General features: G+C 59.7%; 11 protein-coding genes and 1 tRNA gene. All 12 read left to right on the top strand.

Translation table 11 applies throughout. The annotated features are described in order from the left end of the window. Window positions 1–2 precede the first annotated feature (2 nt). The 12 genes from tuf (at window position 3) to rpsG (ending at window position 14,672) form a co-directional block, all read left to right on the top strand. Window positions 3–1,193, top strand: coding sequence for an elongation factor Tu (gene tuf, locus BT173_RS09175; RefSeq protein ID WP_072428344.1), 1,191 nt, complete (start codon window positions 3–5; stop codon window positions 1,191–1,193). Window positions 1,194–1,240: 47 nt separating this feature from the next. Further along, window positions 1,241–1,316: transfer RNA gene (locus BT173_RS09170), tRNA-Trp, on the top strand. Window positions 1,317–1,415: 99 nt separating this feature from the next. Then, window positions 1,416–1,760, top strand: coding sequence for a preprotein translocase subunit SecE (gene secE, locus BT173_RS09165; protein WP_072428343.1), 345 nt, complete (start codon window positions 1,416–1,418; stop codon window positions 1,758–1,760). A gap of 22 nt (window positions 1,761–1,782) precedes the next feature. Continuing rightward, on the top strand, window positions 1,783–2,316 hold the full coding sequence (gene nusG / locus BT173_RS09160; protein WP_072428342.1) for a transcription termination/antitermination protein NusG: 534 nt from the start codon (window positions 1,783–1,785) through the stop codon (window positions 2,314–2,316). Between the two features lie 92 nt (window positions 2,317–2,408). After that, window positions 2,409–2,840 carry a 50S ribosomal protein L11 gene (rplK, locus tag BT173_RS09155; RefSeq protein ID WP_072428341.1) on the top strand — a complete coding sequence of 144 codons (432 nt, stop codon included), beginning with the start codon at window positions 2,409–2,411 and terminating at the stop codon, window positions 2,838–2,840. Continuing rightward, window positions 2,841–3,539, top strand: a complete 699-nt coding sequence (gene rplA / locus BT173_RS09150) for a 50S ribosomal protein L1 (protein WP_072428340.1) — start codon at window positions 2,841–2,843, stop codon at window positions 3,537–3,539. It begins immediately after the preceding gene. A gap of 298 nt (window positions 3,540–3,837) precedes the next feature. Beyond that, window positions 3,838–4,374, top strand: a complete 537-nt coding sequence (gene rplJ, locus BT173_RS09145) for a 50S ribosomal protein L10 (RefSeq protein WP_072428339.1) — start codon at window positions 3,838–3,840, stop codon at window positions 4,372–4,374. 61 nt (window positions 4,375–4,435) lie between these two features. Next, window positions 4,436–4,810 (top strand): 50S ribosomal protein L7/L12, encoded by a 375-nt coding sequence (gene rplL / locus BT173_RS09140; protein WP_072428338.1) that lies wholly within the window; start codon window positions 4,436–4,438, stop codon window positions 4,808–4,810. Window positions 4,811–4,965: 155 nt separating this feature from the next. After that, a complete protein-coding gene (rpoB, locus tag BT173_RS09135) occupies window positions 4,966–9,150 on the top strand; it encodes a DNA-directed RNA polymerase subunit beta (RefSeq protein WP_072428337.1) in 4,185 nt (1,394 codons plus the stop codon). A gap of 125 nt (window positions 9,151–9,275) precedes the next feature. After that, a complete protein-coding gene (gene rpoC / locus BT173_RS09130) occupies window positions 9,276–13,472 on the top strand; it encodes a DNA-directed RNA polymerase subunit beta' (RefSeq protein ID WP_072428336.1) in 4,197 nt (1,398 codons plus the stop codon). A gap of 201 nt (window positions 13,473–13,673) precedes the next feature. Then, window positions 13,674–14,048: a 30S ribosomal protein S12 gene (gene rpsL, locus BT173_RS09125; protein WP_072428335.1), complete on the top strand. Its 375-nt coding sequence runs from the start codon at window positions 13,674–13,676 to the stop codon at window positions 14,046–14,048. A 153-nt stretch (window positions 14,049–14,201) separates the two neighbouring features. Next, window positions 14,202–14,672 carry a 30S ribosomal protein S7 gene (rpsG, locus tag BT173_RS09120; protein ID WP_072428334.1) on the top strand — a complete coding sequence of 157 codons (471 nt, stop codon included), beginning with the start codon at window positions 14,202–14,204 and terminating at the stop codon, window positions 14,670–14,672. The last annotated feature ends 2 nt before the right edge of the window (window positions 14,673–14,674 follow it).

Genomic DNA, 14,674 nt, shown 5'->3' with positions numbered 1-14,674 from the left:
TCATGGCAAAAGAGAAATTCGAGCGGACAAAACCGCACGTAAACGTTGGCACGATTGGTCACGTTGACCACGGCAAGACCACGCTGACTGCAGCGATCACCACCATTCTGTCGAAGAAGTTCGGTGGCGAAGCCAAGGGTTACGACCAAATCGACAGCGCGCCGGAAGAAAAGGCACGTGGTATTACCATCAATACCGCACACGTCGAATACGAAACCGAAAATCGTCACTACGCTCACGTTGACTGCCCAGGTCACGCTGACTACGTGAAGAACATGATTACCGGCGCTGCCCAGATGGACGGCGCGATCCTTGTGGTGTCCTCGGCTGACGGCCCAATGCCGCAGACCCGTGAGCACATCCTGCTGGCCCGTCAGGTTGGCGTGCCTTACATCATCGTGTTCATGAACAAGGCCGACATGGTCGACGACGCCGAACTGCTCGAGCTCGTTGAAATGGAAGTCCGTGAACTGCTGAGCAAGTACGACTTCCCTGGCGACGACCTGCCCATCATCAAGGGTTCGGCACTGAAGGCCCTGGAAGGCGACCAATCGGAAATCGGCGAGCCCGCCATCTTCCGTCTGGCTGAGGCGCTGGACAGCTACATCCCCACGCCGGAACGTGCCATCGACGGCGCCTTCCTGATGCCGGTGGAAGACGTGTTCTCGATCTCTGGTCGTGGCACCGTGGTGACCGGTCGCGTTGAGCGAGGCATCGTCAAGGTCGGCGAAGAAATCGAAATCGTCGGTATCGTTCCGACCGTCAAGACCACCTGTACCGGCGTGGAAATGTTCCGCAAGCTGCTGGACCAAGGTCAGGCTGGTGACAACATCGGCGCCCTGCTGCGCGGCACCAAGCGTGAAGACGTTCAGCGTGGTCAGGTTCTGTCCAAGCCGGGCTCGATCAAGCCGCACACCAAGTTCACCGGTTCGGTGTACGTGCTGTCCAAGGACGAAGGTGGTCGTCACACCCCGTTCTTCAATGGCTACCGTCCGCAGTTCTACTTCCGTACCACCGACGTGACTGGTGCGGTTGAGCTGCCGGCTGGCACCGAAATGGTGATGCCAGGCGACAACGTGGAAGTGACTGTTGCGCTGATCGCCCCGATCGCCATGGAACAAGGTCTGCGCTTCGCGATCCGCGAAGGTGGCCGTACCGTTGGCGCCGGCGTTGTGGCCAAGATCATCGAGTAATAGGTTTTAACTGCCCCGTGTGAGTTGATCGTGCGGGGCGGGTTTGCAGGCGAGTAGCTCAATTGGCAGAGCACCGGTCTCCAAAACCGGGGGTTGGGGGTTCGAGGCCCTCCTCGCCTGCCACAGAATAGTAAGTGTGGCTTTTAATCTTCAGATAGCCGTTTTCCGACAGGAAAGCGGCTCTGTTTTATTTCTCGGGCATAGAGCCAACGCATGGAAAACATGGATAAATTGAAGCTCGGTGCGGCGCTGCTGCTGGTGGCGGCAGGTGTTGCCGGCTTCTATCTGCTGCCTGCCGATCAGCAGGTCTTGCGCGTGCTGGCTGTAGTGGTCGGCGTGTTGCTGGCGGCTACAGTGATGTGGTTTTCGGCTACCGGCCGTACGTTTGTGGATTACGCCCGCGACTCCATCAAGGAAGCGGAAAAAGTCGTCTGGCCCAGCAAGAAGGAAGTGTGGCAGGTCACCGGCATGGTGTTCCTGTTTGCCTTCGTGCTGGCGTTATTCATGTGGCTGGTCGATTCCGGCCTGGCTTGGTTGTTCTACGACGTGCTGCTGAAGCGCGGCTGATCGACCTGTCGGAGATAACAAGATGGCAATGCGTTGGTATGTGGTTCACGCCTACTCGGGTTTCGAGAAGAGCGTGATGAAGGCTTTGAAGGAGCGCATCGAGCGTTCCGAGATGCAGCACCTGTTCGGCCAGATTCTGGTGCCGGTGGAAGAGGTCATGGAAATCCGTAACGGAACCAAGGCCCTGACCGAGCGCAAGTTCTTCCCTGGCTATGTGCTGGTCGAAATGGATATGACCGACGAAACCTGGCACTTGGTGAAGAACACGCCCAAGGTGACCGGCTTCATCGGCGGCTCCGGCATGCGTCCGACCCCGATTTCCGTCAAGGAAGTCGAGAACATCATGGCGCAGATGCAAGAGGGCGTGGAAAAGCCGAAGCCCAAGGTGCTGTTCGACGTGGGCCAGGTGCTGCGCGTGACCGAAGGCCCGTTTGCTGATTTCAATGCGACGGTCGAAGAAGTCAATTACGACAAGAGCAAGCTCAAGGCTTCGGTGCTGATCTTCGGTCGTGCCACGCCCGTTGAGCTGGATTTTTCGCAGGTTGAGAAGGTTTAAGTCTCAAGCTGACAAGTGCCCGGCGCAAGCCGGGTTTAGCAACTGGGGAGCGGGCCTAGCTCGCGTCAAATACCCATTCTTAGGAGCACATCGTGGCTAAGAAAATCATCGGCTACATCAAGCTGCAAGTGCCGGCAGGCAAGGCAAATCCTTCGCCCCCTATCGGCCCGGCACTCGGCCAGCGCGGCCTGAACATCATGGAATTCTGTAAGGCCTTCAATGCCCAGACTCAAGGCGTTGAACCCGGTCTGCCGATTCCGGTGGTGATCACCGCCTTCGCGGATAAGTCCTTCACCTTCGTGATGAAGACCCCGCCGGCTACCATCCTGATCAAGAAGGCTGTTGGCATCACCAAGGGCAGCAGCAAGCCCCATGCTGACAAGGTTGGCACTATCACCCGCGCTCAGCTGGAAGATATCGCCAAGACCAAGACCCCGGACCTGACCGCTGCCGACCTGGACGCCGCTGTGCGTACCATCGCCGGTTCCGCTCGTTCGATGGGCCTGAATGTGGAGGGTGTGTAAATGGCTAAGGTTTCCAAGCGCGTCGCCGCCCTGAAGGCTAAGGTCGACCGTAACAAGCTGTACGCCATCGACGAAGCACTGTCGCTGGTCAAGGAAGGCGCCACCGCCAAGTTCGGCGAGTCGGTTGATGTCGCCATCAACCTGGGCGTGGATGCACGTAAGTCGGACCAGGTTGTCCGTGGTTCGGTCGTGCTGCCCAAGGGTACTGGCAAGAGCGTACGCGTTGCCGTGTTCGCCCAAGGCGCCAACGCCGAAGCTGCCAAGGCTGCTGGTGCTGACATCGTCGGTTTCGACGACCTGGCTGAACAGATCAAGGGTGGCATGATGGACTTCGACGTCGTGATCGCGACGCCGGACGCCATGCGTATCGTTGGTCAGCTGGGTACCATTCTCGGCCCGCGTGGTCTGATGCCTAACCCCAAGGTTGGCACCGTGACCCCGAACGCTGCTGAGGCTGTGAAGAACGCCAAGGCCGGCCAGGTTCAGTACCGTACCGACAAGAACGGCATCATCCACAGCACCATCGGCCGCGCGGCCTTTGATGCTGCCGACCTGAAGGCCAACTTGGCTGCGCTGGTCGAAGCACTGCAAAAAGCCAAGCCGGCTTCTTCGAAGGGTGTTTACTTCAAGAAGATCGCCGTCTCGAGCACCATGGGTGCCGGCGTGCGCGTTGACACCGGTTCGGTGCTGGGCGCTTAAGTATCAAGGGTGCGGCTTTCGGGCCGCACCAACACGGACTTTGGGCTGCTTGCGCATTTGCCAGGCAGATTATCAAAGACCGTAGGGGGTAGCTGACCGGCTTGCCGGTTGGTCACCTTAATCGGCTAGGCGATACGAAGCAGCGTGCTGCTCACGTCGCCCCGCCCTACGCAGATGGTGCACCCAAGAACAGGATTTGCTGCCACATCGTTCTGATGCGGTATTCACTCCCTGATAATTGGTCGCCATTTCTTTTAGGCCCCGCTCCCTTGGAGTGGATTTTCTAGGAGGGTAGACCTTGAGTCTCAATCTCGACGATAAGAAGGCTGTAGTGGCTGAGATCTCGGCAGAAGTTGCCAAGGCTCAGACCATCGTGGTAGCCGAATATCGCGGTATCCAGGTCAGCGCCATGACCAAGCTGCGTGCCGAAGCACGTAAGCAGGGTGTGTACCTGCGTGTTCTGAAGAACACGTTGGCTCGCCGCGCTGTACAGGACACTTCGTTTGCCGGTCTGGGCGAGCACATGGTTGGCCCGCTGGTGTACGGCATTTCCGCCGACCCAGTGGCTGCTGCCAAAGTGCTGGCTGATTTCGCCAAGCTGAATGACAAGATCGTCATCAAGGCTGGTTCTTACGAAGGCAAGGTGCTCAGCGCCGCCGAAGTGGGCCAGCTGGCGTCGATCCCGAGCCGCGATGTGCTGCTCGCCATGCTGCTGGGTGTTATGCAAGCCCCTGTTTCCGCATTTGCCCGTGGCCTCGCCGCGCTGGCCGCCAAGAAGTCCGAAGGCGCCCCGGCCGAAGCCGCAGCAGTGGAAGCTGCCCCGGAAGCCGCTTAAGTCTGTTTCGCACAGACAGCCTTTTCAAATAGACAGACTGTATTAATCAGGAGTAGTAAACATGGCTCTGACCAAAGAAGACATCCTCGAAGCCGTAGGTAGCCTCACCGTGATGGAACTGAACGACCTGGTGAAGGCGTTCGAAGAGAAGTTTGGCGTTTCCGCTGCTGCCATGGCCGTTGCTGGCCCGGCTGCTGGCGCCGGCGCTGCCGCTGCTGAAGAGAAGACCGAATTCGACGTTATCCTGACCGGCGCTGGCGCCAACAAGGTTGGCGTGATCAAGGTCGTGCGCGAACTGACCGGCCTGGGCCTGAAGGAAGCCAAGGATCTGGTTGATGGCGCACCGAAGGCTGTTAAGGAAGGCGCTGCCAAGGCTGATGCTGAAGCCATGGTGAAGAAGCTCATCGAAGCCGGTGCTACCGCTGAGATGAAGTAATCACCCTCGGGTGATTGCAAGATAGGCTGACGACTCTGTCGTCAGCCTTCTTGCGCTTGTAGCAAATCGTCAGCCATCCGCGCAGCCAAACCGGAAAGCCTGCTCACACGGGCCTTGCGGTTTGGTTTTAGCGCCCCACCTCGATCGGAGACTCTATGAGTTACTCGTTCACTGAGAAGAAACGCATTCGTAAAAGCTTTGCGAAGCGGGCGAACGTCCTGGACGTTCCCTATCTGCTCGCCACTCAAATCGACTCTTACACGGAGTTCCTCCAGCTGGGCGTGTCAGTAGAGCAGCGCACCACGACTGGTCTGCAGGCCGCCTTCTCGTCGATCTTCCCGATCACGAGCCATAACGGCTATGCAAAGCTCGATTTCGTCAGCTATCAGCTGGGCGAGCCACCCTTCGATGTGGTGGAGTGTCAGCAGCGTGGCATCACCTTTGCCGCCCCGCTGCGCGCACGCGTACGTCTGACCATCTTCGATCGTGAATCGTCCAAGCCGGTGGTTAAGGAAGCCAAGGAGCAAGAAGTCTATATGGGCGAAATTCCGCTCATGACGGAAAACGGCTCCTTCGTGATCAACGGCACCGAGCGCGTGATCGTGTCCCAGCTGCACCGCAGCCCGGGCGTGTTCTTCGAGCACGACAAGGGCAAGACTCACTCCTCGGGCAAGCTGCTGTTCTCGGCCCGCATCATTCCTTACCGCGGCTCCTGGCTGGACTTCGAGTTCGATCCGAAGGACCTGCTGTACTTCCGTATCGACCGTCGCCGCAAGATGCCGGTCACCATCCTGATGCGTGCGCTCGGTTACAACAACGAGCAGATCCTTGCCGAGTCCTACGAGATCGACACCGCCCGCTTGACCAAGCAGGGTGTGTTCATGGAGCTGGTTGCCGAACGCCTGCGTGGTGAAGTGGCCAAGTTCGACATCGTCGGTGCCGATGGCGCGGTGCTGGTCCAGAAGGACAAGCGCATTACTGCCAAGCACATCCGTGACCTGCAGAACGCGGGCGTCAAGGAACTGGAAGTGCCGGTCGATCTCTTGGTCGGCCGCGTGCTGGGCGCCAATGTCATCAATCCGAGCACCGGTGAGATCGTGGCCAAGGCCAATGACGAAATCACCGAAGATCTGCTGATCAAGTTCGAAGGTGCGGGCGTCAAGGAAATCAAGCTGCTCTACATCAATGACCTTGATCAGGGCGCTTACATCTCGAACACCCTGCGTCTGGACGAAACGCCGGACCGTCAGGCCGCGCGCGTTGCCATCTACCGCATGATGCGCCCTGGTGAGCCGCCCACCGAAGATTCGGTTGAGGCGCTGTTCCAAGGCCTGTTCTTTGCGCCTGAGCGTTACGACCTGTCGGCCGTGGGCCGCATGAAGTTCAACCGTCGCGCCTATCCGGATCGCCTGGACGACAAGGCGCCGGCTTGGCACAAGCGCTTCTACGAGCGCGTGGGCAAGCAAGGCACCACCGGCTCGCCGGTACTGAGCGTCGACGACATCATGGCCGTGATCGGCATCCTGGTGGAACTGCGCAATGGTCGTGGCGAAGTCGATGACATCGATCACCTGGGTAACCGTCGCGTGCGCTCGGTTGGTGAGCTGGCTGAGAACCAGTTCCGCGCCGGTCTGGTGCGTGTTGAGCGCGCCGTCAAGGAACGTCTCTCGCAAGCCGAGAGCGAAAACCTGATGCCGCACGACCTGATCAATGCCAAGCCGGTGTCGGCCGCGATCAAGGAATTCTTCGGTTCCTCGCAGCTGTCCCAGTTCATGGACCAGACCAACCCGCTGTCGGAAATCACTCACAAGCGCCGTGTATCGGCCCTTGGCCCGGGCGGTCTGACGCGCGAGCGTGCCGGCTTTGAAGTCCGTGACGTGCACCCGACTCACTATGGCCGCGTCTGCCCGATCGAAACGCCGGAAGGCCCGAACATCGGTCTGATCAACTCGCTGGCGATCTATGCGCGCACCAATGAGTACGGTTTCCTGGAAACCCCGTACCGTAAGGTGGTGGATAGCAAGGTTACCGACGAGATCGAATACCTGTCGGCCATTGAGGAAGGCAAGTACGTGGTGGCCCAGGCTAACGCCAAGCTGGACGACAACGGCACGCTGATCGATGAACTGGTCACCTGCCGTGAACACGGCGAAACCATCGTGGCCCGCCCAGAGCGCGTCCAGTACATGGACGTGGCGCCGAGCCAGATCGTGTCGGTTGCTGCTTCGCTGATTCCCTTCCTTGAGCACGATGATGCGAACCGTGCCTTGATGGGTGCCAACATGCAACGCCAGGCCGTGCCTTGCGTGCGTGCGCAGAAGCCGCTGGTCGGTACCGGTATCGAGCGCACCTGTGCGGTCGACTCGGGCACCGCCGTGAAGGCATTGCGTGGTGGTCGTGTTGACTACGTCGATGCCAACCGCGTGGTGATTCGCGTCAATGACGATGAAACCCGTGCAGGCGAAGTCGGTGTGGATATCTACAACCTGACCAAGTACACGCGTTCCAACCAGAACACCAACATCAACCAGCGCCCGATCGTGCGCGTGGGCGATGTGATTGCTGCGCATGACGTGATCGCTGACGGCGCGTCGACCGACTTGGGCGAACTGGCCCTCGGTCAGAACCTGCTGGTCGCCTTCATGCCGTGGAACGGCTTCAACTACGAAGACTCGATCCTGATCTCGGAGCGCGTGGTTGCCCAGGACCGTTACACCTCGATCCATATCGAGGAGCTGTCGGTTGTGGCCCGTGACACCAAGCTCGGACCGGAAGAAATCACCCGCGATATCTCCAATCTGTCCGAGCGCATGCTGGGCCGTTTGGATGAAGCCGGCATCGTGTACATCGGCGCCGAAGTGGAAGCCGGTGATGTGCTGGTCGGTAAGGTGACGCCGAAGGGCGAAACCCAGCTGACGCCGGAAGAGAAGCTGCTGCGTGCGATCTTCGGTGAGAAGGCGTCCGACGTGAAGGACACTTCGCTGCGCGTGCCGTCGGGCATGAGCGGTACCGTGATCGACGTGCAGGTGTTCACCCGCGAAGGCATTGAACGCGACCGTCGCGCCCAGTCCATCATTGATGAAGAACTGAAGCGCTACCGCCTCGACCTGAACGACCAGATGCGTATTCTGGAGAACGATGCCTTCGAGCGTCTCGAGCGTCTGCTGGTTGGCAAGAAGGTCAATGGCGGTCCGAAGAAAATCGCCAAGGGCACCGAGCTGTCCAAGGAATACCTGGCTGATCTGAACCGTCACGACTGGTTCGACATCCGCCTGGCCGACGAGGAAGTGGCCAAGCAGCTCGAGCTGATGAAGGACAACCTGGTCCAGAAGCGCGCCGAGTTCGATCTGCGCTTCGAAGACAAGAAGCGCAAGCTGACCCAAGGCGATGAACTGCCGCCAGGCGTGCAGAAGATGGTCAAGGTCTATGTGGCCGTGAAGCGTCGTCTGCAGCCAGGTGACAAGATGGCCGGCCGTCACGGTAACAAGGGTGTGGTGTCCAAGATCCTGCCGATCGAAGACATGCCGCATATGGCCGACGGTACGCCGATGGACATCGTGCTGAACCCGCTCGGCGTGCCGTCGCGGATGAACGTGGGTCAGATTCTGGAAGTCCACCTCGGTTGGGCTGCCAAGGGTCTGGGCCAGCGCATCGACCGCATGTTGCAGGACGAAAGCGTCAAGGAAGCCAAGCGCGCGGGTGAAGTGCGCAAGTTCCTTGAGCAGGTCTACAACACCCGTGGCAAGCCGGAAGATCTGAAGTCGATGAGCGACGCTGAGATTCTGGAGCTGGCTGACAACCTGCGCGACGGCGTGCCGTTCGCTACGCCGGTGTTCGACGGTGCCAAGGAAGCCGACCTGATGGCCATGCTGGAACTCGCCTACCCGGCCGAGTCCGAGCATACCCAGCGTCTGGGCTTCAACGACACCCGCACCCAGCTGCGTCTGTATGACGGCCGCACCGGTGAGGCCTTCGAGCGTCGTGTGACCGTCGGTTACATGCACGTGCTCAAGCTGCACCACCTGGTGGACGACAAGATGCACGCCCGTTCGACCGGCCCGTACTCGCTGGTTACCCAGCAGCCGCTGGGTGGTAAGGCGCAGTTCGGTGGTCAGCGCTTCGGTGAGATGGAAGTGTGGGCGCTGGAAGCTTACGGCGCGTCGTACACGCTGCAGGAAATGCTGACTGTGAAGTCGGACGATGTGAATGGTCGTACCAAGGTGTACGAGAACATCGTCAAGGGCGATCACAAGATCGACGCCGGCATGCCGGAATCCTTCAATGTGCTGGTGAAGGAAATCCGTTCGCTCGGTATCGATATCGATCTGGACCGCTTCTAAGCCGTCGCAACAACATGGGCGCGCGGGACGAGGCAGTGAGGCCGCGTCCCGCCAGGCGCCCCAAGAGCCAAGGGCGATCCCGCCCAGGCTTGCAGGGCCTCACGGGTCATACGAGGTAAAAAGACATGAAAGCTTTGCTCGACTTGTTCAAGCAGGTAACGCAGGAAGAAGAGTTCGATGCCATCCGCATCGGCCTGGCGTCGCCTGACAAGATCCGTTCCTGGTCGTACGGTGAAGTCAAGAAGCCGGAAACCATCAACTACCGCACCTTCAAGCCGGAGCGTGATGGTCTGTTCTGTGCCCGCATCTTCGGGCCGGTCAAAGATTACGAATGCCTGTGTGGCAAGTACAAGCGCCTCAAGCACCGCGGTGTGATCTGCGAAAAGTGCGGCGTCGAAGTCACGCTGAGCAAGGTGCGTCGCGAGCGCATGGGCCATATCGAACTGGCTTCGCCGGTTGCACACATCTGGTTCCTGAAGTCGCTGCCGTCGCGTCTGGGCATGGTGCTCGATATCACGCTGCGCGATATCGAACGCGTGCTGTACTTCGAGGGCTTCATCGTGATCGAGCCGGGCATGACCCCGCTCAACCGTGGTCAGCTGCTGTCGGAAGACGACTACCTGGCCAAGGTCGAAGAATACGGTGACGAGTTCGTGGCCCTGATGGGCGCCGAAGCCGTGCGCGAATTGCTGCGTACGCTGGATATCCATGCCGAAATGGATACCCTGCGTCATGAGCTGCAGTCGACCGGTTCGGAAGCCAAGATCAAGAAGATCGCCAAGCGCCTGAAGGTGCTGGAAGCCTTCCACAAGTCGGGCATCAAGCCCGAGTGGATGATCATGGACGTGCTGCCGGTGCTGCCGCCTGAGCTGCGTCCGCTGGTGCCGCTGGATGGCGGTCGCTTCGCCACCTCCGATCTGAACGATCTGTATCGTCGCGTCATCAACCGTAACAACCGTCTGAAACGCCTGCTGGAGCTGAAGGCCCCTGAAATCATCGTGCGCAACGAAAAGCGCATGCTGCAGGAAGCCGTCGACTCGCTGCTCGACAACGGTCGTCGCGGCAAGGCCATGACCGGCGCCAACAAGCGTCCGCTCAAGTCGCTGGCTGACATGATCAAGGGTAAGGGCGGTCGTTTCCGTCAGAACCTGCTGGGTAAGCGCGTCGACTACTCGGGCCGTTCGGTCATCGTGGTGGGCCCGACCCTGAAGCTGCATCAGTGCGGCCTGCCCAAGAAGATGGCGCTCGAGCTGTTCAAGCCTTTCATCTTCCACAAGCTGGAAGTGCTGGGCCTGGCCACCACCATCAAGGCCGCCAAGAAGCTGGTCGAGCAGGAAGTGCCGGAAGTCTGGGACATCCTCGAAGACGTGATCCGCGAACATCCGGTGCTGCTGAACCGCGCACCGACGCTGCACCGTCTCGGTATCCAGGCTTTCGAGCCGGTGCTGATCGAAGGTAAGGCCATCCAGCTGCATCCGCTGGTCTGTACCGCCTTCAACGCCGACTTTGACGGTGACCAGATGGCCGTTCACGTGCCGCTGTCGCTGGAAGCGCAGATGGAAGCCCGCACGCTGATGCTGGCCTCCAACAACGTGCTGTCGCCCGCGCACGGCGAGCCGATCATCGTGCCGTCGCAGGATATCGTGCTGGGTCTATATTACATGACCCGCGAGCGCATCAATGGCAAGGGCGAAGGCCTGCGCTTTGCAGACCTGGAAGAGCTGATCCGCGCCTATGAAACGCGCGAAGCCGAGCTGAATGCCAAGGTCAGCGTGCGCCTGAAGGATTGGTACCAGGACGAAGCCGGTGAGTGGCAGTACAAGATGGTGCGTCGTGAGACCACCGTCGGTCGCGCCATCCTGTCGGAAATCCTGCCCAAGGGTCTGCCGTTCGAGAACGTCAATAAGGCGCTCAAGAAGAAGGAAATCTCCAAGCTGATCAACGCGTCCTTCCGTCGCGTCGGTCTGCGCGAGACCGTGATCCTGGCCGACAAGCTGATGTACACCGGTTTCACCTACTCGACCCGTGGCGGTCTGTCCATCTGCGTGGACGACATGCTGGTGCCGGCCGAGAAGGTCACGCTGCTGGCCGAGGCCGAGCGCGAAGTGAAGGAAATCGAAGCCCAGTACACCTCGGGTCTGGTGACCCAGGGCGAGCGCTACAACAAGGTCGTGGATATCTGGGGTCGCTGCGGTGACCAGGTAGCCAAGACCATGATGGCGCACCTGGGTAAGGAAAAGACCGTGGACCGCGAAGGCAATACGGTCGACCAGGAGTCGTTCAACTCCATCTATATGATGGCCGACTCGGGCGCCCGGGGCTCGGTAGCCCAGATTCGCCAGCTGGCTGGTATGCGGGGCCTGATGGCCAAGCCGGACGGCTCGATTATCGAGACGCCGATTACCACCAACTTCCGCGAAGGTCTGACCGTTCTGCAGTACTTCATCTCGACGCACGGCGCCCGTAAGGGTCTGGCCGATACCGCGCTGAAGACCGCCAACTCCGGTTACCTGACCCGTCGTCTGGTTGACGTGACCCAGGATCTGGTAGTGACCGAGCACGATTGCGGCACCAAGAACGGCGTGAACATGAAGGCCGTGCTGCAAGGCGGTGACGTGATCGAAGCGCTGCGCGACCGTATCCTTGGTCGTGTGGCGGCTGTGGACGTGATCGACCCGGCTACCCAGGAGACCGTGTTCGAAGCCGGTACCCTGCTGACCGAAGATATCGTTGACCAGATCGAAGCGCTGAGCATCGATGAGGTCAAGGTGCGCACCCCGCTGACCTGTGAGACCCGTTACGGCCTGTGCGGCCAGTGCTATGGCCGCGACCTTGGCCGTGGTCAGCGTGTGAACGTTGGCGAAGCAGTCGGTGTGATTGCCGCTCAGTCGATCGGTGAGCCGGGCACCCAGCTGACCATGCGTACCTTCCACATCGGTGGTGCCGCTTCGCGTGCCGCGTCGGCCAGCCAGGTGGAAACCAAGTCCAATGGTAAGGTTGGTTTCGCTGGCACCATGCGCTACGTGACCAACACCAAGGGCGAGCAGATCGTGATTACCCGTTCGGGTGAAGTCGTCGTATTCGACGATGCCGGCCGCGAGCGTGAGCGTCACAAGGTGCCGTATGGCGCGACCCTGAAGGTCACCGACGGTGAAGCCATCAAGGCTGGTGCCGTGTTGGCGACCTGGGATCCGCATACCCGTCCGATCATCACCGAGTACGCCGGTCAGGTGCGCTTCGAGAACATCGAAGACGGCGTGACCGTGGCCAAGCAGATTGACGAAGTGACCGGTCTGTCGACCCTGGTTGCCATCAATCCGAAGAGCAAGGCCGGTGCGAGCAAGAGCGTCAAGCCGCAGATCAAGCTGCTGGACGAAAACGGCGTGGAAGTGAAACTGGCTGGCTCCGATGCCGCCGTGAACATCACCTTCCAGGTCGGCGCCATTATCACCGTGAAGGATGGCCAACAGGTGGGTGTGGGTGAAGTGCTGGCGCGTATTCCGCAGGAATCGGTCAAGACCCGCGACATTACCGGTGGTCTGCCCCGTGTGGCCGAGCTGTTCGAAGCCCGTTCGCCCAAGGATGCCGGCATGCTGGCCGAAGTCACGGGTACCGCTTCCTTCGGTAAGGACACCAAGGGCAAGCAGCGCCTGATCATCACCGACCTGGACGGCACCCCGCACGAATACCTGATCCCGAAGGACAAGCATGTGCTGGTCCACGACGGTCAGGTAGTGAACCGCGGCGAAACCATCGTGGACGGCCCGGCTGATCCGCACGATATCCTGCGTCTGCAGGGCATCGAAACGCTGGCTCGCTACATCACCGAAGAAGTGCAGGAAGTGTACCGACTGCAGGGGGTGAAGATTAACGACAAGCACATCGAAGTGATCGTGCGTCAGATGCTGCGCCGCGTGGTGATCTCGGATGCCGGTGATTCCGACTTCATCCTGGGTGAGCAGGTTGAGCGTGCCGAAGTGTTGGAAGCGAACGATCGCCTGCTGGCTGAGAACAAGCAGCCGGCCCAGTTTGACAACATCCTGCTTGGTATCACCAAGGCTTCGCTGTCGACCGACTCCTTCATCTCGGCGGCTTCCTTCCAGGAAACCACCCGCGTGCTGACCGAGGCTGCCATCATGGGCAAGCGCGATGAGCTGCGTGGCCTGAAGGAAAACGTGATCGTGGGTCGCCTGATTCCGGCTGGTACCGGTCTGGCTTACCACAACAACCGCCGCCGCCAACGCAATGGCGAGACGCTGCCGAATATCGAGTCTATCGATGCGGTAGCAGAAACCAGCGAAAGCGCGCAGGAAGAAGCCTAAGCAGAAATCCATCCGGCCCGGCGTATCGGGTTTGGGTGAATCAGCAACCCTCCGGGCGACCAAAGTGGCAACACGTTGGTCGCCCGGAGGGTTTGTTGACATTAAGCGCTTGATTTACCTATAATCCGCGCTCTTTTAGTGGGGGTGCGTCTTCATGCCTAGGCATGAAGTGCGCCATTTTTTACTTTTGGGAAAAAGATAATGCCAACCATCAACCAGCTCGTCCGTAAAGGACGTGTGGCGGAAACGGCCAAGAGCAAGGTGCCTGCGCTCGAAGCTTGCCCGCAAAAGCGCGGTGTTTGCACGCGCGTTTATACCACCACTCCGAAGAAGCCGAACTCGGCTCTGCGTAAAGTGGCCAAGGTGCGTCTGACCAACGGTTTCGAAGTGATTTCGTACATCGGCGGTGAAGGCCACAACCTGCAAGAACACTCGGTCGTGCTGATCCGCGGTGGTCGTGTGAAGGACTTGCCAGGTGTGCGTTACCACACTGTGCGCGGCTCCCTGGATACCGCTGGTGTCAAGGACCGTAAGCAGGCTCGTTCCAAGTACGGCGCCAAGCGTCCGAAGGCTTAATTTGCCTGGGTTGAGTCGCGAGCCCGGTCTTGTTCGATCAAGACATTCGCGACGACGGCGAGTAGCCCCAAGGGTCTCGTCGAGTAAGTGATCACTCCCCTGAGTGGTCGCGAGCGCCGAAAGCGCTCAACTGAAAACTACTGAGGTTGAATAATGCCGCGTCGTAGAGAAGTACCAAAACGTGAAGTATTGCCGGATCCTAAGTTCGGTAGCGAAGAACTGTCCAAGTTCATGAACGTCGTCATGCAAGACGGTAAGAAGTCGGTTGCCGAGCGCATCGTGTACGGCGCCCTGGAAATCATTGAGAAGAAGTCCGGCAAGGCCCCCCTCGAGGTGTTCTCCCAAGCCCTCGGTAATGTTAAGCCGGTCGTCGAAGTGAAGAGCCGTCGCGTCGGTGGTGCCAACTACCAGGTGCCGGTCGAAGTGCGCCAAACCCGTCGTATGGCACTGGCCATGCGCTGGTTGCGCGAAGCCGCTCGCAAGCGCGGTGAGAAGTCCATGGGTCAGCGTCTGGCTGGCGAACTGCTCGATGCGGCCGAAGGCCGTGGCGGCGCGATGAAGAAGCGTGACGAAGTGCACCGTATGGCTGAAGCCAACAAGGCCTTCGCTCACTATCGCTTCTAATT

It is taken from the genome of Chitinimonas taiwanensis DSM 18899 (assembly GCF_900119825.1).
Lineage (GTDB): Bacteria > Pseudomonadota > Gammaproteobacteria > Burkholderiales > Chitinimonadaceae > Chitinimonas > Chitinimonas taiwanensis.
Note: the sequence above shows the minus strand (reverse complement) of the source record. Positions and strands in the feature narration are given on the sequence as shown.

What these genes read in the sequence shown, in the direction of transcription:
- tuf (WP_072428344.1), top strand. Translation starts at nt 3, where the DNA reads ATGGCAAAAGAGAAATTCGAGCGGACAAAACCGCACGTAAACGTTGGC.
- secE (WP_072428343.1), top strand. Translation starts at nt 1,416, where the DNA reads ATGGATAAATTGAAGCTCGGTGCGGCGCTGCTGCTGGTGGCGGCAGGT.
- nusG (WP_072428342.1), top strand. Translation starts at nt 1,783, where the DNA reads ATGGCAATGCGTTGGTATGTGGTTCACGCCTACTCGGGTTTCGAGAAG.
- rplA (WP_072428340.1), top strand. Translation starts at nt 2,841, where the DNA reads ATGGCTAAGGTTTCCAAGCGCGTCGCCGCCCTGAAGGCTAAGGTCGAC.
- rplL (WP_072428338.1), top strand. Translation starts at nt 4,436, where the DNA reads ATGGCTCTGACCAAAGAAGACATCCTCGAAGCCGTAGGTAGCCTCACC.
- rpoB (WP_072428337.1), top strand. Translation starts at nt 4,966, where the DNA reads ATGAGTTACTCGTTCACTGAGAAGAAACGCATTCGTAAAAGCTTTGCG.
- rpoC (WP_072428336.1), top strand. Translation starts at nt 9,276, where the DNA reads ATGAAAGCTTTGCTCGACTTGTTCAAGCAGGTAACGCAGGAAGAAGAG.
- rpsL (WP_072428335.1), top strand. Translation starts at nt 13,674, where the DNA reads ATGCCAACCATCAACCAGCTCGTCCGTAAAGGACGTGTGGCGGAAACG.
- rpsG (WP_072428334.1), top strand. Translation starts at nt 14,202, where the DNA reads ATGCCGCGTCGTAGAGAAGTACCAAAACGTGAAGTATTGCCGGATCCT.